At 60.7% G+C, this 20,480-nt stretch carries 16 protein-coding genes; 7 read left to right on the plus strand and 9 right to left on the minus strand.

The features are described 5' to 3' along the window. Positions 1–102: 102 nt before the first annotated feature. From CGA21_RS20485 to CGA21_RS20515, 7 genes are all read right to left on the minus strand, one after another. The gene (locus tag CGA21_RS20485) at positions 103–366 is read right to left on the minus strand and encodes a PAAR domain-containing protein (protein WP_151142499.1); all 264 of its coding nucleotides are present in this window, start codon (positions 364–366) and stop codon (positions 103–105) included. After that, positions 366–2,723 carry a T6SS phospholipase effector Tle1-like catalytic domain-containing protein gene (locus tag CGA21_RS20490; protein ID WP_188264913.1) on the minus strand — a complete coding sequence of 786 codons (2,358 nt, stop codon included), beginning with the start codon at positions 2,721–2,723 and terminating at the stop codon, positions 366–368. Before CGA21_RS20490 ends, CGA21_RS20485 begins: the two co-directional genes overlap by 1 nt. Further along, positions 2,711–3,214 (minus strand): DUF3304 domain-containing protein, encoded by a 504-nt coding sequence (locus CGA21_RS20495; RefSeq protein ID WP_188264914.1) that lies wholly within the window; start codon positions 3,212–3,214, stop codon positions 2,711–2,713. The genes CGA21_RS20490 and CGA21_RS20495 overlap by 13 nt, the downstream gene beginning before the upstream one ends. A gap of 108 nt (positions 3,215–3,322) precedes the next feature. Beyond that, positions 3,323–4,081: a hypothetical protein gene (locus CGA21_RS20500; protein ID WP_188264915.1), complete on the minus strand. Its 759-nt coding sequence runs from the start codon at positions 4,079–4,081 to the stop codon at positions 3,323–3,325. Positions 4,082–4,109: 28 nt separating this feature from the next. Beyond that, complete coding sequence (locus CGA21_RS20505) at positions 4,110–4,886, minus strand: DUF4123 domain-containing protein (protein ID WP_188264916.1); 777 nt, start codon at positions 4,884–4,886, stop codon at positions 4,110–4,112. Positions 4,887–4,902: 16 nt separating this feature from the next. Continuing rightward, on the minus strand, positions 4,903–7,299 hold the full coding sequence (locus CGA21_RS20510; RefSeq protein WP_188264917.1) for a type VI secretion system Vgr family protein: 2,397 nt from the start codon (positions 7,297–7,299) through the stop codon (positions 4,903–4,905). A gap of 283 nt (positions 7,300–7,582) precedes the next feature. Continuing rightward, complete coding sequence (locus CGA21_RS20515; RefSeq protein ID WP_020795451.1) at positions 7,583–8,272, minus strand: GntR family transcriptional regulator; 690 nt, start codon at positions 8,270–8,272, stop codon at positions 7,583–7,585. A 140-nt stretch (positions 8,273–8,412) separates the two neighbouring features. Between CGA21_RS20515 and CGA21_RS20520 the strand changes: the two genes are divergently transcribed. The 7 genes from CGA21_RS20520 to CGA21_RS20550 all read left to right on the plus strand — a co-directional run bounded on the left by CGA21_RS20520 (position 8,413) and on the right by CGA21_RS20550 (position 15,779). After that, complete coding sequence (locus CGA21_RS20520; protein ID WP_188264918.1) at positions 8,413–9,495, plus strand: ABC transporter ATP-binding protein; 1,083 nt, start codon at positions 8,413–8,415, stop codon at positions 9,493–9,495. Between the two features lies 1 nt (position 9,496). After that, positions 9,497–10,414 carry an ABC transporter permease gene (locus tag CGA21_RS20525; protein WP_110753305.1) on the plus strand — a complete coding sequence of 306 codons (918 nt, stop codon included), beginning with the start codon at positions 9,497–9,499 and terminating at the stop codon, positions 10,412–10,414. Continuing rightward, positions 10,411–11,199, plus strand: a complete 789-nt coding sequence (locus tag CGA21_RS20530) for an ABC transporter permease (RefSeq protein WP_020795454.1) — start codon at positions 10,411–10,413, stop codon at positions 11,197–11,199. The genes CGA21_RS20525 and CGA21_RS20530 overlap by 4 nt, the downstream gene beginning before the upstream one ends. 17 nt (positions 11,200–11,216) lie before the next feature. Beyond that, positions 11,217–12,269, plus strand: coding sequence for an extracellular solute-binding protein (locus tag CGA21_RS20535; RefSeq protein ID WP_188264919.1), 1,053 nt, complete (start codon positions 11,217–11,219; stop codon positions 12,267–12,269). 154 nt (positions 12,270–12,423) lie between these two features. Then, positions 12,424–13,620, plus strand: a complete 1,197-nt coding sequence (locus tag CGA21_RS20540; RefSeq protein ID WP_188264920.1) for an amidohydrolase family protein — start codon at positions 12,424–12,426, stop codon at positions 13,618–13,620. Then, positions 13,617–15,104, plus strand: a complete 1,488-nt coding sequence (locus tag CGA21_RS20545) for an amidohydrolase family protein (RefSeq protein ID WP_188264921.1) — start codon at positions 13,617–13,619, stop codon at positions 15,102–15,104. Before CGA21_RS20540 ends, CGA21_RS20545 begins: the two co-directional genes overlap by 4 nt. 12 nt (positions 15,105–15,116) lie before the next feature. Beyond that, positions 15,117–15,779 carry a flavin reductase family protein gene (locus tag CGA21_RS20550; protein ID WP_188264922.1) on the plus strand — a complete coding sequence of 221 codons (663 nt, stop codon included), beginning with the start codon at positions 15,117–15,119 and terminating at the stop codon, positions 15,777–15,779. Positions 15,780–15,985: 206 nt separating this feature from the next. Here CGA21_RS20550 and CGA21_RS20555 read toward each other — a convergent pair whose 3' ends face one another. Together CGA21_RS20555 and CGA21_RS20560 are read right to left on the minus strand one after the other, a co-directional pair. After that, positions 15,986–19,084 (minus strand): error-prone DNA polymerase, encoded by a 3,099-nt coding sequence (locus CGA21_RS20555; RefSeq protein ID WP_188264923.1) that lies wholly within the window; start codon positions 19,082–19,084, stop codon positions 15,986–15,988. Next, positions 19,060–20,475 (minus strand): Y-family DNA polymerase, encoded by a 1,416-nt coding sequence (locus tag CGA21_RS20560; RefSeq protein ID WP_110753310.1) that lies wholly within the window; start codon positions 20,473–20,475, stop codon positions 19,060–19,062. The genes CGA21_RS20555 and CGA21_RS20560 overlap by 25 nt, the downstream gene beginning before the upstream one ends. Positions 20,476–20,480: the final 5 nt, after the last annotated feature.

Consider the following 20,480-nt stretch of genomic DNA (forward strand, 5'->3'; position numbering starts at 1 on the left):
AAACCGCCGACTGCAACCCCCAGAGCAACGGCAAAACCAGCCACCAACGGCGCCAATGCGGTTCACGCGGTTCGACAAGGTCCGGGTACTGCGGCGCGCGATTCATGGCGCCACGACCATGAACGAAGCCGCAAGCGAGCTGACCAGGGTGCAACCGCAATCACACTCATACCCGTGCAGGGCCACGAGCCTGCCGTCCATGATCGCCACCGAGGTACCCTCTGCGATGTGCGTCAGGCCGTGCAAATCGCAGCGGGCCTGATCCCCCACGCAGGCAACCGGCTGGCCGAATGCCTCGTAGTGACCTTCAAGCACTTCACCACCGAAAGGGCTCATCGAGTCCCCCACACGTACCAGAGGCAACATCAGACGACCTCCCCGGTGAGTTCGAACAGACTGCCCGCTTCGCGCAGAAAGGCGGTGGTGCGGTCGATGCGTTGCGCATAGTCTTCCTGGGCAATCTGCTGCTTCAGCTCAGCCGCCACCTTGCCGATATGCGCTGTCGGTTTCAGCAACTGCGCGGCCTCCGGCAGGAACGGCAGCGCCACACCGCGCGCCTTGTCGATCACTTGATAGCCGATGCTGGCACCACCGATACCCGCGACCAGCCCGCCAACCCCGCCCAACGCCCCACCCCGTTTGATGCCGTACACCGTTGCGCCGGCCAGCATCGCAACGCCCAGTATTCGCCCGGCCACTACCACCGGTGACAGGTCCCGGCTGTTGTCATTGCCGAAATACGTCATGCGATAGAAGAAGTAGCCCGCCCATATCTCACGCGAACCCAACGCGTCATGCATGAACCAGGCGCGTGAGTCGTGTATCTGGTCATCGAACAACGCGACCACCAGCGCCATGCGCGGGTCCTTGCTGGGCGTGCCCCGGGCATCGCTGAACAATTGTTTGGTGCGCCGTTCACCTGCCGCCTTGATCGCAGCGTGGTCTTGCAACTCATCGTTTTCGTTGAGCAGATAGATGGCGTCGCGCAACAGCACATCGGTGATCGTGCCGACCGCACTGGTCTGCTGACGGTCGAAGCCCTTGTAGTCGCGCTTGAACTCCGCCGCCGCCTGGCTGAGCTGGGTCTTGTCGATCTGCGGTTCATAGATGGGCGGGCCGGGGTGGTTCGTCGCCGCCGCGGGCGTTTTCAGCCGATTGGCCAAAATGATTTTTTTCTGTTTTTCATAGGCCTCACGTTGATCACTGGTGTCGAACACAGTGACTTCACTGGCCTGGATGAAGAACGGCTGATGTTTGTAGCTGTCGTTATTCTGCAACGGGTCATCGGCGTACCGACCGATGCGCCAACCGGTGATCCAGCCCAGTTGATCGGCCAGTGTTTCTTCCACGGTGATGCCGAGTTGCTGTGGTTTGTACTCCCAGGGTTTTGTGTGGGTGGGGGTGTCGGTGGTGATGCCTGGGAGGGTGTGGCGCCAGGCGTTGAAGCGCTCGATTACTTGCGAATTGATATCGAACTCCTCTTTCGTATCTAACCCCAATATTCGCCACGCCTTTTGGTCCTGCAAAGTTTCTGGTAACACTGCTTCCGGCACTTTGAGGGGGGCACCAGCAGCGAAGGCTTCGGCATACATGTCATGCAGGACGATTTGTGACACCAGTTCATTGGTGCCGCCTCGGGCTTTGCCCTGATCATTCTGTGGATAGCCACCCCCAACATCGGAATGCACACCGGGGTACACCACTTCATAGGTTTTGAGCGGGTACTGACCGTCCTCGTTGCGGATAGAGTCCAGCGGAAAACACGAGCGCTGCTCGAAGGCCGCGACGAAGTGCCGGCAGCATCTGACGAAGTTCGGAAATTTCGCGGCGTCAGGCAGCAACTGACTGTTGTCGGCCCAGTCCATGTGACCCGCAAAAAAAGGCGCCGCATGGGCGATGCCAACCGAGGCGACGGTATCCAGCACACCGAGAAATTCGACGCTGACCGGCAAGCCGATCAGCCGTTGTTCCGGAAGAGCAGCGCCGGCTGGCGTATCGAATAGCTGGCTCAGCCAGGTCACGAAGGTACGAGCTTCTGCGGCGCCGCGCGAGAAGCCGTATACGAACAGTTTGATTCCAAGCACCTTTGGTAGCCGGGACTTTTCTTTGCAAGCTTCCAAGGGTCCTAGCAGCCCGTTCATGACTCGCCGTCGCTTGCCATTCCCCAGGACGCTCATCAGCGGTGCCTGCCAGGTGCTCATTTCTTTGACCGCGTGCTTAGCGTCTGTACGGTTAATTTGTACTTTGTTGTTCAGTGCATAGGACAGCGCACTGGCTACCTGTACCAACGCCCAGTTGATCCGATCTTCACCCCCCGTCGCGAACCTCAGCCCATTTTCGCTGTAATCCAGTTCGCCAATTTCCGGAAACGGTGTGCCGACACCGGGCATGTAGTAAGAAAAGTAGCCTTCCGCCTTTGCATCATCATCTTGAATCGACGCATGGAAGAGTTTGGCGATATTGCTCGGATGATTGTTTTTCGTATCGTTGAACTCGTTATTGTTAGTGCCATCGAAGAACAGACTGATGTGCAGGCTGTGGCTGCAATCGAACCCTTGGGACTGCCCTTTGGAGTTGACGCCTCGTTGGTGAAAAACCTCTTCGGCGATTTGCTTTTTGTAATTAGCCGTCACGGTCACAACATTGCCTGGCAAACGCCCCTCCATCGGAAAAGCGGGCGGCACCCAGACTTTGGCGCTTGAATTGTTTTTCACTTCGGACATACAGCTGGCTCCTTCACCTGCTTAGGTTCTTTAATTGGGTTATTCGGCGATCCGTACCCCCAACACGAAGTTGTCACTTTTATTTTATTGCAAGTTAAAAAATGCACACTTAAACCACACGAATCCGTTCCAACCCACTCTGGAATAACCACCACAGCGCTATAGTGCCGATAGTTAGCTTTATGAACTTCCATAAACTCCCTGAACTCATTTGTCCCGAGAGGTGGCGACTCTGCAAAAGGGTCAGGATCAACTTCCCATTCGATATTAGCCTTCAACCCCGGACGCCATTTGGTCGGCAGAATAATACAGCACGAACTTCCACCACCGCCGTGAGCTCTGTACCCATTCACCGAAAACCAATTAATCGCATGCAGAGTATGGTTAACCGCTTGTAGATTACCTCCGGCCATTTCATTTTCCGCCGTGGAGCATCCAAATAACGCCAGTCCAAACAAGCCAAACAACCATCTCCCCCATGTTTTTTTCATAACTATCTCCTTCACCGTTCACTCATTATTTCATTTCAGGCTGCATGGGCGATGCCGACCGAAGCGACAGTAACCTGTACTCCGAGAAACTCGATGCTGACCGGAAAACTATACAGACCTATCAATTGGCAATAGACATACCTCACTTTCAGACAAATCAAAATGCAGTTTAAATTCACTATCATTTAAATATCTGTATTCAGCCTGCCCCCAAAAGCCCTCACTGAAAACACTGTCACTCCGACCATAATTTTTCGAAATTTCGACAGGAGACAATACTAACGATGATTTTCCAGCGCATTTTTCTTTATCATGAACTTCAAGGTCCGCATACCGCAGTGTGATCGCCGCATAAATACCATTTTTGCCCTCCGCTTCCGAAGACTCTTTCTCAACTAAAAGCGTTGGGGGCTGCATATCGCTACGATTTATTGTTATTTTTTTTAATGGATATTTCGCATTATACCTAGGAATGACATAAGCCACTTTACCATCGATTTCAACCCCCTTAATCTGCACATGAACATCACCACTAGTTGACGTTTTAACTACGGGCATCATCACTGGCAGGACGTAAGGAATAATTTCAAATACGACTTCAAGGTCGACAGAGCGCGTTATTTCAGGGTTTCGGTAATACCCGTCAATTATAAAATCCCGCTCCTGACTTATCTCTGCAAGCCGACCATAAATATCTTCCTCCGGCCGAATTCCGGACACCCAGATTCTTCCACTTGTCATTTTTTTGCTGGCCCCAGGTATTACTGTCTCCCCCGGATATTCTGGATTTGCCTTGTAATACGTCATCTGGCGACACCCACTTACCACAAAAACAACAAACATGAAAAACAACACACTCAGCCTCATACCTCACTCCCACTTACACTAATACGAATTACAACGAACCAGAGTTTTTAGAGACTTCCAATCTATGAAATACGTAATCCTCAACCCCCCCTAAGTAATTTTCCCTACCTACTTCAGTTAAAATTGAATACAACAGTGCGAAACGCTTTTCCCGAGAGTTATCCAGATGATCGAATTCACCGCCAGTGAGCAGTTGTTGAACCTCACTGATACACTTAATCCGTGCGCATTGCTCATCGCTAAGTTTTACAAAGTGACTGACTTCGACGCCCGTCTGCTTCTTCAGGCGAGTGCCCGGCCTCCATTGCGGCTGGCCGTCACGATCTAGCCAGCCCCAGCAGTGGGCGACTTGCAGGAACTCGGCGCGCTGTTCGCTGGTGAGGATGGAATTCATCAGCACGGGAAAGATTCGCGGGTCGTAAAAACGCAACAAGCCGGCCCGTTCGCCCCACTGCATTTGAAGCAGAGCTTGCAAAGCATGACTGAGTTCTTCAAACCGCAAGGACGAGACCACTACCATCAGCCGGGCCTCGGACGCGCCGTGTTCAATCAGTTCTTCCAGCCAGGCCCTGTGTTGCCAGATGGTCAGGTCCAGCCGCATCAACAGCGGGGCCTGGTCCAGCAACTTTTCCTCCGGCATACCCGTGAACAATGAGAACCATGGCGCCTTGGGGTTCAGTTGTTGCAGTCCGGGAACGGCGCGTTTGCTCCAGGCGGCCTGATCAAGCAAAAGATCAACTTCTTGTACTCCAGCCAAGGCGCACACCTGTTCGATCTGCTCCAGCCATTGGATAGGCGTATTCATCTGTATGTCTCCTCAATCAACCTTGGCGCATCAACAAACCAATGGCTCTACTTCGAGCTTTTTTCAGGCACTCCTCGCACACCGACTTGGGCAACACCGCCAACGGAAAACGCTGGCCACCAGGCCCCTCCCAGATGTGTTGCCCCCTGGAGCGAATCTTGGCGTGACTGTCGAAAAGGATTCCGTCCTCCGGGTCGAGGTGGATCGCCGCATTTCCGCTGCCAATCGTGATGCCTTTTTCGGACAACAACTTCAGGCGCCCCTGCACCGACTGCACGGTGATATCCCGCTGGGCAATCAAGTTCATCAGATCGCCGTGGGATTCGATTTCCAGTGGGCCTTCGCCGGAGACCAGGCGCATGCCCTCGCGCTGGGCGAGCAGTGAGATGCCTTTTTTGGCGTGTGCCGACAGGCGCTGGTCTGCGGCGAGGTGGATGTCGTCACGGCTTTGCAGGTACATCCCGTCGCCACTGTTGAGCAGCAGACTGGCCGGTGTGACCGCGCCGATGCCGTCGGGGGCGCTCAAGAGGATGGCTGGGGCGGACAGGTCTTTGGCGTCCGTTTGTAGTTGCTGCAGACCGTCGATGGCGGGTGGTCGACTGTTATGGGCCTGGGCAATGTCCTGCCACTGGGCCATTTGTTGGCGGGCGCTTTCGATCTGGCGGCTGACCGGCGCCATGGCGAGTACATCGTCAGCAGCCTTGGGCTGTTCATCGGCGCTGATGAATAACCCTTTGCCCGCGCGCAGCGCCCCCCAATCATCCGTCCTTAGCTCAAACCCTTCCCCGCGTTTTTTCTTCGTGGCATCCACCAAATGCCCCAGGTTCAGTTGGCTCTTGCCGCCATACTCGGTGCTGAGCTTGACGTGCTCCTCCCCGCGCAGGTCTTCCATGCGCAGCTTGTTGTTCGCCGGTGTACGCAGCACGTTGCGGGTGTGGTCGCGCCTGCGCAGGGTCACGGGGTCCGGGTGTTCGCTGTCGTGCAGGGCGTGGGCGATGTAGGGACGGTCGGGGTCGCCCTGTTCGAAGGCGATGGCCACTTCGGTGCCGCAGATCAGCGGCAGGTGCAGGCCGTGGGTGTCGCCGGCGTAAGCGCGCGCCTGGCGCAGCCACATGCTTTCTTCGCCGAGCTTCCACGGGTCGCGGTCGAACAGGAAGTTGACCTTGTAGCGACCTCGCAGATCGATTTCGGCGTATTTGTCGTGGGCTTCGCCGCTGGTGACCCGGGCCGGGACGGTGCCGGCGATTTGTGGTTTGGGCAGCAGTGGCGGGCGAAAGCACAGGGTTTCCGAATAGGGCATGGCTTCAAAGCGGCACTCAAAGCTGGCATCGCGGGCGGCACGGGTACGCACGGCGATGATCGCGCACCGCGGGGTAAAGGCCTGCGGTGCTCCGCCGCCAGTGATGGTCAGCACCTGGCCCGGTGCGAGGGTGGCGCTGCTGCTGATGCCGCTCAGGCGGGTCTGGTCGTTGAGGTAGCGCTCGTGGCGCAGACGTGCGTAGAAGTAGCCGCTTTCGGTTGCCAGGTCTTCGTGCAGATCGTAGGCGCCGCCGAGTACGCGGTAGGGCTCGGCGTAGTGGTAGGCCTCGCCGTAGGTGATTTTCGCCCCGCGGGTCTGGTCGACGTCGGCGTCGAGGTGGGCCCTGGCGTCCAGGGGGTGATAGGCGCGGACGTTGACGTGTTTTTCCACCACCTGGTGATGGGTTTGCAGGTCCCACACACGGTCCGCATCGCTGCTGAGCCCGGCGGGCGGGAAGCGCGGCAGCTCGACGTCGAACTGGTAGCCGCGCTGGCCGTCGCAGAACTCCACGACGTCGATGTGCAGGCGTTGGTCGCTGGTGACGCGGTACCAGATGCCCACTTCGGCCAGCAGGCGGCTGATGAAGGCCAGGTCGCTTTCGCCGTACTGCATCACCTGTTCGCGCCGGGGGTATTCACGCACCAGGCGGAACAGGAAGTCCTGGCCTCGGAGGTCGTGACGGCTGCGCAGGATGCTTTCGACGATTTCCGGTACTGACTTATCCTGGTAGATGCGGTATTGCCGGCCGCGTTCAAGCAAGGCCAAACGCGGTTGCAGGGTGAGTTCGTAGCGGGCTTCGTCACGGGAGGCGGACAGGCGCTTGAGGCCGGTGATGACGCCGTGCAGCGTGCGCAACGGTTTGACCTCGGGCACTTTCCAGGGCATCGGCGCGACGTTCGATGGCGCGGCGTGCAAGCTGAAAGAGGCGTCCTTGCCCAGCAGCTGTTCGGCTTCGAGATCGAGCTCGGCGCTGGTGAACTCTATCTCGTAGGTGAAGGGTTGGCTGAGGCGTTCTTCGCCGCGGAAGGCAAGGACATCGAGGCGGGTCTCGAGGTTGCGGACCCAGAGTTTATGGCGGCTGTGGTTGAAGAAAACGGTTGGTGCGGTGCTCATGTACAGACCTCCCTGAGAGCATACGGGGAGGCTTCATTTCCATCCCTCGTTCAAGTGCTCGACAGCTTTAGGGAAGCTGACACGTGCTGAAAATAAGACGTTTCCTTTTTGTGCGTAGGACGCGTCTTTGATTGGTGTAATTGATATGTAGGAGTTTTCCCGCTCTAGGCGCCAGGCTTCTCTGCCGCCGCCATCCCCGCGATAGCAGCGTAGCTGATTGTCAGGCCCTCATCGCGGGCAAGCCCGCCCTCACAGATTGCTTCTTCAGATTCAGACCGGATGGTTACACCTCAATCAAATGCTTGAGCGGGTTGTAGCTACTTTTCAAGGTCGCCGCCACATCCAGAATCGCCTTCTCGATGCCATTCAAATGGATGCACGTCAGCTCGATCGCCGCGCTCTGGTTGCCCGCCTCGATGTACTCGATCAAACGCAGGTGTTCGTCGTCGCGGCAGGCTTCGTGGCTGTCGTCATCGAGCGCGGCGGCGTACAGCGAGGCCCGGGAGATCAGCTTCTGGAACCAGTCGAGCAACACCGGGTTGTTCAGGCTGCGGGCCAGCTTGATGTGGAACTCGCCGAGCAGGTGGATCAAACGTTCGTGGTCACCGTTGCGATGCGCTTCATCCTCGAGCAGCAAGTGATCGCGCAAATCCCGGGTCACCGCCGTATCGCGCCGACGACACAATTCACTGACGATGCCGATCTCGACCAGGCGCCGGGTTTCGAACAACGAACGGATCTCTTCGTCGCTCGGCAGCGACACCGACGCACCTTTATTGGGCTCGGTGGTGACCAGTCCATCGGCTTCCAATTGCTTGAGCGCGGCACGAACTGACGTGCGGCTGACATTGAAAAGTTCGGCCAACGAAGCCTCGCCCAGCTTCATGCCGGGACGCAGCGAGCGTTTGCTGATCGCCTCGTAAACCCCTTGGTAGACGCGGTCCACCGTGGTTTCCAGTTTCTTTTCCGCCATTCGAAGACTCCTTCAGTGCTGTGCGACCGGCCCCAGGCGAATCAACAGCCTTGAAAAAGGGGGTTGCACGAGCAGGTTAATCCGGGTATTTCTAAATTGCATCCAGATTTTGCATACAATAATTAGAGGAATGCACCATTATGGGTCATCCAGTTGCAATCGAAGTGCGTAATGTCTCCAAGCGGTATTCCGACGATCCAGGGCTGGCACCCGCTCTGGACAACGTTTCAGTCGACATTGCCGATAACGAGTTCTTCACACTGCTCGGCCCTTCCGGCTGTGGCAAGACCACTTTACTGCGCACCATCGCCGGCTTCGAGCATGTCAGCGATGGGGAGATTCGCCTGGCTGGTGAACCGGTCAACGATCTGCCGCCGTTCAAGCGTCGAGTCAACACGGTGTTCCAGAGCTACGCGCTGTTTCCGCACATGAGTGTTGCGCAGAATATCGCCTTCGGCCTCGAGATGCAGGGTCTTGATCGCACGCTGATCGCGCAGCGGGTCGATGAAATGCTGGCGCTGGTGCAAATGCAGCACCTGGCCAAGCGCAAACCCGCCGAATTGTCCGGCGGCCAGCAGCAACGGGTGGCTCTGGCACGGGCCCTGGCGCCGAAACCGAAAGTGCTGTTGCTGGACGAGCCGCTGTCGGCGCTGGACCTCAAGCTGCGCAAGGAAATGCAGGTCGAACTCAAGCGAGTGCAGAAGGAAGCCGGGATTACCTTCATTTTCGTCACCCACGATCAGGAAGAAGCCCTGACCCTGTCCGATCGCATTGCGGTGATGTCCGCTGGCAAGATCCTGCAGGTCGGCACGCCCAATGACATTTACGAACGGCCGCAGCATCAGTTCGTCGCGCAGTTCATTGGCGATATCAACTTCCTGCCCGGCCACCTCAAGCGCGGCCAGCACAATGAAAACCTGTTCGTGCCCAATGGCATGCCGGTGGAAATCCCCTGCCCGCCCCAGGGCATCAATGGCAAGGTGCAACTGGCATTCCGCCCGGAACGTTCACAACTGGTCGACCCGGCGCAACCGCACCACCTGCGCGGCGTGATCGAAGCCGTGCTGTACGTCGGCACCGCGACCTTGTACCAGTGCCGTTTGAACAACGACATCAAGGTCATGCTGCGCGAGAACAACGAGGGCCTCAATCGCAACCGTGGCGTCGGTGATCGGGTGGCGGTCAACCTGCCCCCCCACGCCTGCCTGTTGATGGAGGCCTGAGATGAGCGTCAGCAGCACTTCCCCAGCCCTCAACCGCGCGCTGTTGCTCAGCCCGGTGGTCCTGACCCTGCTGGCCCTGATCGCCATTCCGTTGGGCATCATGGGCTACATCAGCCTGCTACCGCGCAACGTCTATGGCGGCGTCGACTGGCAGGCCGACTGGCAATTGCAAAGCTACGTGCAGCTGTTTTTCCAGGAAGGTTTCGATGGCGAGCTGGAGCTCAACTGGGTCTACGCCCAGGCGCTGTTGCGCTCGGTGTTCCAGGCCGGTGGCACCACGGTGTTGTGTTTCCTGTTCGGCTTTCCAGTGGCGCTGTGGATGTCGAGCCTGACCCCGCGTCGGCGCAACCTGATGGTGTTGCTGATCACCATCCCGTTCTGGACCAACCTGCTGATCCGCAACTACGCCTGGTTGATCATCCTGCGCGAACAGGGCTGGGTCGCCCAGAGCCTCAACGCGCTGTTCCCCAGTGCCGGCGGCATCACCCTGCTCTACAACGACTTCGCGGTCAGCGTCGGGCTGGTCTACAGCTTCCTGCCGTTCATGATCCTGCCGATTTACTCGACCCTGGAAAAACTCGACTGGCGTTTGGTGGAGGCCGCTTATGACCTGGGTGCCAATCGCTGGCACGCACTGCGGCGGATCATCCTGCCGCTGTCGATGCCAGGAGTGATTGCCGGTTCCCTGCTGGTGTTCGTGCCGAGCCTGGGGGCCTTTATCACCCCGGCGATTCTCGGCGGCGGCAAGACCCTGATGATCGGCAACCTGATCCAGCAACAGTTCGGCACCGCGCGCAACTGGCCCCTGGGCAGTTCGCTGTCGTTCCTGCTGCTGGGGATTTTGCTGCTGTCGTTGGTGCTGTACGCCCTCTATAGCCGCAGCGCCGCCAAAACTCTTCGTCGGGGAGCCACCGCATGATCGCCCTGCACCTGAAAAAACTGCCAATGACCCGGGAAGTCAGCCTGCTGATCCTGGCCTACCTGTACCTGCCGATCTTCGTGTTGATCGCCTACAGCTTCAACGCCAACCGCTCGGCGACGGTGTGGACCGAGTTCTCGTTCGCCTGGTACGGACGGATATTGGCCAACCCGTCGATCCAGACCGCCGCGCTGAACTCGATCATCGTCGCCGGCATCGCCACGGTCTGTGCCACGGCGATTGCCTTGCTCGCGGCGCTGGCGACCTACCGGCCGTTCTACGGCCAGAAGATGGTCGAAGGCGGGATCAACCTGCCGCTGATCCTGCCGGAGATCGTCACCGCGGTGGCCACCCTGCTGCTGTTCATGGCGCTGGGGATCAAGCTGGGGTTGCTGACAGTGATCGTCGCGCACATCGGCTTCTGCATTCCCTTCGCCTACCTGCCGATTCGCGCGCGGCTCAATGACCTGGACAAGAGTCTGCTGGAAGCGGCGAACGACCTGTACGCCAACCCGTGGCAAGTGTTCCGCCGGGTGACGCTGCCGCTGTTGTGGCCGGCGGTGCTGTCCGGGTCGGTGCTGGCGTTCGTGGTCAGCCTCGACGATTTCATCATGACCTTCTTCGTTGCCGGCCCCGGTTCGACCACCTTGCCGGTGTACATCTTCTCGGCGATCAAGGCCGGCGTGACGCCGGAGATCAATGCGATCTCGACCTTGATGCTGGTGATTTCCATCGTGCTGGTGGTGCTGGCCTTCTGGCTGGGACAGCGCGGCAAACAACAATGAGCCTGGAGTGTTCGTCCATGAAAGTGAAAAGCCTGCGTTTCGCCGTTGCCAGTCTGGCCCTGAGCTGCTTCACCGCATTCAGCGTCCAGGCCGCCGAGCCCAAGGAGCTGTTCTTCTACAACTGGACCGATTACTACCCGGTCGACCTGCTGGCCAAGTTCGAAAAGGAGACCGGGATCAAGGTCACCATGGACGGCTACGACAGCAACGAGACCCTGCTGGCCAAATTGCAGGCCGGTGGTGCGGCGTATGACGTGATCGTGCCGTCGCAGTCGATCATGCGCACCTTGATCAACCAGGACCTGCTGCTGCAAATCGACGCCTCGACCCTGCCCAACTTCCAGTACGTCAAGCCAGCGTTCCGCGACCCAAGCTTCGACCCTGGCCGCAAATTCTCGGCACCGTACCTGTGGGGCAGCACCGGGTTCTCCTATGACAGCGCGCGGGTGCCTGGCGGCAAGTTGGACGATTCGTGGAAAGAGTTCTTCGAACCGCGCAAGGAACTGCAAGGGCAGCTGGCTGCCCTCGACACCTCCAGCAGCGTGATCAACGCCGCCAGCCATTACCTGAACGTCGACGAATGCACGGAAAACCCGCAGGACGCCAAGCGCATTCTCGAGCTGCTGCAAAAACAGAAGCCCTTCCTGAAGATGTACAGCTCGGACAACACCGTCGACCGCATGGCTTCCGGTGAAGTGATCATGATGCAGAACTGGAACGGCTCCACCGCCCGGGCCACCTTGCAGAAGAACACCATTAAGTACGTGTATCCGAAAGAAGGCCTGGCGATGTTCCAGGACAACTTCGCCGTGCCGAAAAGCGCACCGCACCCCGGCAACGCGAAGATCTTCATCGACTGGATGATGAAACCGGAAAACGCCGCCGCCGTGTCCAACGCCATTGCCTACGCCAACGGCATCCAGAGCGACAAGCTGATCGACGCCAAGTGGCGAGTCATGGACGCCATCAACATGCCCGACGAATTCGCCTCGCGCCTGCGCCCGGAGAAGGAATGCAGCAACAAGGCGCGTGAGTTGCAGGACCGCATTTGGGCGAAGCTCAAGGGTTGATTGTCTGGCTTCGGACCGAGTCGCGACCATCGCCAGCAAGCCGGCTCCTACAAGAACACCGTCGTACGCGAATTCGCGAACAACACGAACCCTGTAGGAGCTGGCTTGCCAGCGAAGAGGCCCCGCCCAAACAACACAGAATTTGAGGTATGCAATGACCCAACCCCGCTGGCTGCGCAACGTGCGCCCCTACGGCGCCCCCGCCGAAGACTTGCTGATCGAGAACGGCCGGTTCAGCCAACGCCGTCCCGCTTCGAACGAAGCCTTGTCGGCCACCGACATCGACGGCCAGAACCAACTGCTGACCCCCGCCCTGGTGGAAAGCCACGTGCACCTGGACAAAACCCTCTGGGGTCAGCCCTGGCGCCCGAACAGCGCAGGTCCCACCCTCAAGGACTACATCGCCAACGAGCGGCGCATTCTGCGCGAAGTCACCGTACCGATCGCGCAACGCGCCGGTGCCCTGCTGGAACACTGCATCGCCCACGGCTCGCTGACCCTGCGCTGCCACGTCGATATCGATCCGGAATTCGGCCTGCGCCATGTCGAAGCCATGCAGCAACTGCAGGAACACTACCGCGACCTGATCGACCTGCAACTGGTGGTATTCCCGCAAACCGGCCTGATCAGCCGCCCCGGCACCGCCGAACTGATGCGCGAAGCCATGGCCCTGGGTGTGGAGAACGTCGGCGGTCTTGACCCCTGCGGCATCGACAACGACCCGATCGCGCAACTCGACTTTGTGTTCAAACTGGCCAGCGAGTTCGACCGTGGCGTCGACATTCACCTGCACGACAAGGGTGAGCTGGGCCTGTGGCAGATCGCCCTGATCGCCGACTACACCCAGCGCTTCGGGCTTCAAGGCCGGGTGATGATCAGTCATGCCTATTGCCTGGGCATGTTGCCGTGGAGCCAGGTCAAACCGGTGGCCGAACGCCTGGCAACTCTGGGCATTTCGCTGATGAGTTCGGCGCCGGCCGATTGCGCGGTGCCGCCGTTCCTGGCCTTGCGCGAGGTTGGCGTGAATGTGTGCCTGGGTTCGGACGGCATCCGCGACGCCTGGTCGCCCATGGGCAACGGCGACATGCTGGAGCGGGCGATGTTGCTGGCGTTTCGTTTCGATCTGAACAAGGACGAAGAACTGGCGGCGGCGTTTGAGGCGGCAACGGTCAATGGTGCCCGGGCGCTGGGTTGCGAAGGTTTTGGCCTGGAGATTGGCCAACCGGCGAACTTCCTGTTGCTGCCCGTGCAGACGTTGGGCGAGGCCGTCGTGGCGCGGCCGTTGCGCGAGGTCTATCGCGGTGGGCAGTTGATTGCCGCCGGTGGGCGCCTGCTGGAAAGTCGCCTGTGAAACGCATCGCCCTTAAAGCGAGCTGCGTGGTCGGCTTCGACGGTGCACAGCATGTGCTGTGGCGCAACGGCGAAGTGGTGTTCGAAGGTTCGCGTATCCTATTTGTAGGGCGTGATTTTCCCGGGCCGGTGGATCAGTGGATTGATTACGGCAACGCGCTGATCGGTCCAGGCTTCATCGATCTGGATGCCCTGGGCGATCTCGACTCCACGGTGCTGACCCTGGACAACGGCGACGAGCGCGACATGGGCCGGATGTGGTCGGCGCAGTATCTGGCGCGCGGCCCACGGGAAAGTTACAGCCCCGAAGAAGAAGTCTTCAAGTACCGCTACGCCTTCACCCAATTGATCCGCAACGGCATCACCACTGCCATGCCGATTACCTCGATGTACTACCGCGAGTGGGCCGAGACCTACGACGAGTTTGCCGCGGTGGCCGGCGTGGCGGCCGAGTTGGGACTGCGCACCTACCTCGGCCCCTGCTACATGAGCGGCATGAGTTACTGGCAGGCCGACGGCTCGCTGGCCCATCACTGGGACGAAACCCGGGGGCTGGCCGGGCTCGATACGGCCGAGCGGTTTTTCCAGGACTTCGACGGTGCTCATCAAGGGTTGATCCGCGGCGCTCTGCTGCCGGATCGCATCCAGACGTGCACGCCAGCATTGCTGCAACGCACTGCTGCACTGAGCCGGGAACTCAACGCGCCGATGCGCTTGCATTGCTGCCAGGGGCTCGGCGAAGTGGCGATGGTGGAGCAACTTCGCGGTGTGTCGCCGTTGGGCTGGCTGCAGGACCTGGGCCTGCTGACCCCGCGCAGCCTGTTGCCCCACGGCATCTACACCCACGGCGATGACGACCTGCAACGCGTGGTCGATGGTGGCGCCAGCCTGGTGCATTGCCCGGTGGTGTTTGCCCGCGATGGCGAGGCGCTGAATTCGTTTGGTCGCTATCGCGCCAAGGGCATCAACTTCGCCTTGGGCACCGACACCTGGCCGGCGGATTTGCTCGACAACATGCGCCAGGGCTTGAACATCGCGCGCTTGATGGAGGGCGGCAATACGCTCACCAGCGCGCTGGACCTGTACAACGCCGCCACCCTCGGCGGCGCCAAGGCCCTGGGCCGCGACGACATCGGTCGCCTGGCGCCGGGGGCCAAGGCCGACATCAGCGTGTTCAGCCTGCGCGGCCTGCACTTGGGGCCGCTGTTCGACCCGCTGAAGAACCTGCTCCTGGCCGGGCGCGGTGACGATTGCATCGCCAGCTACATCGATGGCCGCTGCGTGATGCAGGACGGGCAGGTTTTGGGTGTCGACTACCCCGCCCTGCAGCGCCAGGCCCAACAGCAATTCGAAAAACTGATGCGCAGCCACAGCGACCGGGCCTTCGGCCAACCGGACTGGAAGACCCTGTTCCAGCCGGCCATCCCGTTCGCCGACGACTACAGCGCACAGGCGCCGCTGTGCGCCATCGATCCACTCCTTTAGAGAATTCTGCCCATGCAAAGCTTCGACTTCAGCCAACTGAGTCCACGGGACAAGTACAAGATTCTGATCGGCAGCGTGGTGCCACGCCCGATTGCCCTGGTCACCACCGTCGACGCAGAAGGCCGTGTCAACGCCGCGCCGTTCAGCTTTTTCAACGCGCTGTCGGCCGATCCGCCGATCCTTGCGCTGGGTGTGGAAAACTACGGCGACCAGAGTCCCAAGGACACCACGCGCAACATCCAGCTCAACCAGGAGTTCACCGTGAACATCGTCAGCGATGCCCTGGTGGAAGCCATGAACGTCTGCGCCGTACCTTTCGCCCCCGGTTTCGACGAGCTGACCGCCGCCGGCCTCACCGCCATCCCTGGCACCTCGGTCAAATGCCCGCGCATCGGCGAGGCACCGGTGGCACTGGAATGCCGGCGGATGATGGCGCTGAACATCGGTCAGTCGCGGGAGATCATTTTTGGTGAAGTGCTGATGGCCCATGTGCGTGATGAGCTGATCGACCCGAAGACGTTGTACATCGATCAACTCGGGCTTGATGCGATCGGGCGGATGGGTGGACATGGGTATGCGCGTACCCGGGATTATTTCGACCTGCCGACCCGCTCGTTGCAGGCGTGGACGGATGCGCCGGGGGGTGGCGAGCGGTTTTGGCCGGTGACCAAATAAAAAGGCATCACATATTTCCTGTGAATGCGGGGCTTTTTGTGGCGAGGGGATTTATCCCCGTTGGGCTGCGAAGCAGCCCCAAACCCTGCTCCCGCAGAAGTCTCAGAAAACCTGCATTCACTGGTTTTACGACGGCTTCGCCGCCGAGCGGGGATAAATCCCCTCGCCACAAAAATCCCATCACCACAAGAGCCCATTACCACAGGTCAGCGGAAATCCCGGCTGCGCACGCTGATGCCGTCGAGCAGTGGACTCAAGTCGCTCAAGCGCCCGGCAATCAAATGCCGCACCTCTCCCTCCTTCTCCCAGCGCCCATCGACCTTGAGCAACTGCGAGCCCACCAGCACCTGGCGCTGGCGCTCGGCCAGGTCGCGCCAGACCACCACGTTGACGTTGCCGAACTCGTCCTCCAGGGTGACGAAGGTCACGCCACTGGCGGTGCTCGGGCGTTGTCGGCCGGTTACCAGGCCGGCGACGCTGACCGGTCGCCCGTGCTCCACCTCCAGCAACTCTTTCGAACTGCGGCAGCGCCGGGCTTTCAACTCACCCCGCAACAAGGTCAGCGGATGCGGCCCGAGGGTGGTGCCGAGGCTGTTGTAATCGGCCAACAGGTCCTCGCCGACCGTGGGTTTGGGCAGCGCCACCGCGCCTTCCTCCTGACGGGGCAGGCCGGCAAACAGGCCTAGCTGCTTTTGCACCCCCGCCACTTCCCAGCGCGCTCGATGCCGATCACCGGCCAGCCCGCGCAAGGCACCGGCATCGGCCAGTTGTTCCTGGGCGCGGGCATCCAGGCATGCCCGTTCGCCAAGGTCAGCGATGTCGACAAAGGCGCCTTTAGAACGCGCCGCCTCGATGCGCCGGGCATCGTCCTGGCGAAAGCCCTTGATCATGCGCAACCCCATGCGAATCGCCGGTTGCGCACCGGCAATCGGTTCGAGGCTGCAATCCCAGTCGCTGGCCCGCACGTCCACCGGACGAATCTGCAAATGGTGACGGCGCGCGTCCTGCAGGATCTGGTCCGGGCTGTAGAAACCCATGGGCCAGCTGTTGATCAGGGCACAGGCGAAGGCCGCCGGTTCGTGGCATTTCAACCAGCAACTGGCGTAGGTCAACAAGGCAAAACTGGCGGCATGGGATTCGGGAAAACCGTAGCTGCCAAAGCCTTTGATCTGTTCGAAGATCTGCGCGGCGAAATCGGCGGTGTAGCCTTTTTTCTTCATCCCGGCGGCCAGGCGATCCCTATGCGGTTCCAGTCCGCCATGGCGTTTCCAGGCCGCCATGGACCGGCGCAACTGATCGGCTTCGCCGGGGCTGTAGTCGGCGGCGACGATGGCGATCTGCATGACCTGCTCCTGGAACAGCGGCACGCCCAGGGTGCGCTTCAACACCTCGCGCAACTCTTCGGAGGGATAGCTTTCGAGCTCTTCCTTGTTCCGCCGCCGCAGGTACGGGTGCACCATGCCGCCCTGGATAGGACCGGGACGAACGATGGCCACCTCGATCACCAGGTCATAGAACTCGCGGGGCTTGAGCCTGGGCAGCATCGACATCTGTGCCCGGGACTCGATCTGGAACACGCCGACGGTGTCGGCGCGGCCAATCATGTCGTAGGTCAACGGGTCTTCGGAGGGGATCGTCGCCAGGCTCAAGTCCAGGTTGCGATGACGACGCAGCAAATCGAGACAACGACGAATCGCGCTGAGCATGCCTAATGCAAGGATATCCACCTTGAGCAGGCCGACCGCGTCCAGATCGTCCTTGTCCCACTGGATGATGGTGCGCTCGGCCATGGCCGCGTTTTCCACCGGCACCAGGGTGTCCAGGGGATGCTCGGAAATCACGAAGCCACCGGGGTGCTGGGACAGGTGCCGGGGGAAACCGATCAGTTGCCCGGTCAAGCTCAATACCCGGCGCAACACCGGGCTCTCGGGGTCGAAACCACCTTCGCGCAGGCGCTCCACGGGCGGTGTTTCATCACTCCAGTGACCACAGCAATCGGCCAGGGCATTGATCTGGTCCGGCGGCAACCCCAACGCCTTGGCCACATCGCGCACCGCGCCCGCCGCGTGATAGGTGCTGACCACGGCGGTCAATGCCGCGCGGGTCCGCCCATAACGCTGGAACACGTACTGCAAGACTTCTTCGCGGCGCTCGTGCTCGAAGTCCACATCAATGTCCGGTGGTTCGTCGCGCTCTTTGGAAAGAAAGCGCTCGAACAGCATGTTCATCCGGTCGGGGTCGATCTCGGTAATGCCCAAGGCGAAACACACCGCCGAGTTGGCCGCCGAGCCTCGGCCCTGACAGAGGATTTTCTCGCGCCGGGCGAAGGCGACGATGTCCTGGACAGTGAGGAAATAACTCTCGTAGCCCAGCTCGGCAATCAGCCCCAGTTCCTTGTCGATCAGCCCGCGAACCTTCTCGCTCGCACCCTGGGGCCAGCGCTGGCGAATGCCCCGCTCGGTCAGTTCCCGGAGCCAGGAGGCTGCGCTGTGCCCATCGGGCACCAGCTCGCGCGGATACTGATAACGCAACTGACCCAGATCAAAGGTGCAGCGCCGGGCAATGTCCAGGGTTTCGTCGAGCAAGGCTGGCGGATAGAGCTCGCGCAACACATCGAGGCCGCGCAGGTGCCGTTCGCCGTTGGGGTGCAGGCGCAACCCGGCATCGGCTACCGGCAAGTGATGACGGATCGCGGTCATGGTGTCCTGCAGGGCCCGGCGCCCGCGCGCATGCATGTGCACATCGCCGCTGGCCACCGCGGGTATCCGCAGTTCCCCGGCCAGCGCCAGGAGATCACTCAGTCGCCGGGTATCGTCCTGGCCGCGATGCAGCTGGACCGCCAGCCACAGGCGTTCGGCGAAGACCTGCTTCAACCAATGGCCCTGCTCAAGGTCATCGACCGCGTCCGGCACCCACAGCGCCAACAGCCCTGGCAATGCTTCGTCGAAGTCTTCGCGCAGCACTTGATACTGACCTTTTTGCGTACGACGTCGAGCTCGTGTGATCAGTCGGCACAGGGTCTGGTAACCCTCGAGGTTTTCCACCAGCAACACCAGCTTCGGGCCGTTCTCAATGCGCACTTCACTGCCGATAATCAGTGGCAGCTCCACGGACTTCGCCGCTTGCCAGGCGCGAACGATACCCGCCAGGGTGCACTCGTCGGTGATCGCCAGGGCCTGGTAGCCCTGTTTTTTCGCCCGCTGGAACAATTCCAGGGCACTGGAAGCACCGCGCTGGAAACTGAAGTTCGACAGGCAGTGCAGCTCGGCATATCCGGCGTTCACGCGAACCAGCCCTGCAGCCACAACGGACCACCCTCGCCCACCGCACGATAGGCCCAACCCTGCTGGCCGGCACGGGTTTCGATCAAGTAGTAATCACGGCGCACGTCATCGCCGTCCCACCAACCGGACTCGATGCGTTCCGGCCCCATGAGGATGCGCGTCGAGCCTTCGTGCACCGCCAGCGGTTCGGTCAGCAGCCAGCCCGGTCGCTGCACGGTCGGCAATCGCGCACCGGGCTGGCTGTCGGCACTGGCCTGCCACGCGCACTCGGGCCGGTGATCGGCCTGGAAGCGCAGGCCCTGCACGGCATCATCCCCCAGCCGTGCGCGCAGGCGTTCGCGCAGTTGCTCCCAGGGCAAGGTCTGCTGCGGGCGATCGTCGAACAGCTCCTGAAACTGCGGAACGAAGCTCGGCAAGTCTTCGGCGCGCAGGCGAAAACCGCGCACAGGGGCCTCGACCTGGACTTGCTCCAGGCGCCCTCGCGCCAGTTCGAACAGCATCGCCGGATCGCGTTCGGCACTGAGCAGGCCGACCTTGATCAGCGTGTCCGGCAATCCGGCGTGCTCCAGGTGCAGGTCGAAACGCTGCACACCGCTGTCCCGACCGCACAGGAACGTCGACAGATCCCCCGTCAGGCGACGCAACGGAAACAGCAAGGCCTGATGGGACTGCACATCGAAATTGAGCTCGATGCGTACATCGAAACGGTCCGGCGGCAGGTAGAACGCCAGCGCCAGGCGTCGTATGCCCAGCAATTCATCCAGGTGCTTAAGCACCTGGGCCTCGAAACGCCGGGCCAGGCTGTGCCGGGGCAACGCCTGCATCTGGCTCAAGGTGCGCAGGCCCATGCGCGACAACGCCGTGGCCACGCTGGCCGCCAGACCGATGCGGTCGATGGGCATGTGCCCCAGGTGATGCTGCAAGGCTTGCTCGTCGGCCACCACCAGGCCGTCGTAGGCGTTGGCCAGCATCCGCGCCGCCACCGGATTGGGCGCCGCGACGATGCGGTGACGAAACCCCAGTTCGCCGAGTTCGCTGCGCAGGCGCGCCTCGAATTTCGGCCAGGGGCCGAACAGTCCCAGGCTGGACTCGATTTCGAACACCAGCGCCCGCGGATAATGCACGCTGACCTGGGAGCTGAAGCGATAAGCCCAGGCGGCCAGGAATTGCTGCCAGTGTTCGATATCGGCGACGTCGTACTCGGCGGTGGCAAAGCCCTTGCTCAAGGCCTGGGCGGCGCTCATGGACTGGCCGGGGCGCAGACCCAGCGCCCGCGCCGGGCCATTGACCGCCTGCAGCACCCGCCGCTGGGCCGGGCCGGTCAGCAGTGCCAGCGGCTCCTGGGGGTCGGCGCGCTGACGCAGTACCGCGTCCAGCGCCAATTGCGGAAACAGAATACAGACCCAGCGCATGGCAA

The organism is Pseudomonas sp. PSB11 (assembly GCF_014596605.1).
In the GTDB taxonomy this organism is placed as follows: Bacteria; Pseudomonadota; Gammaproteobacteria; order Pseudomonadales; family Pseudomonadaceae; genus Aquipseudomonas; species Aquipseudomonas umsongensis.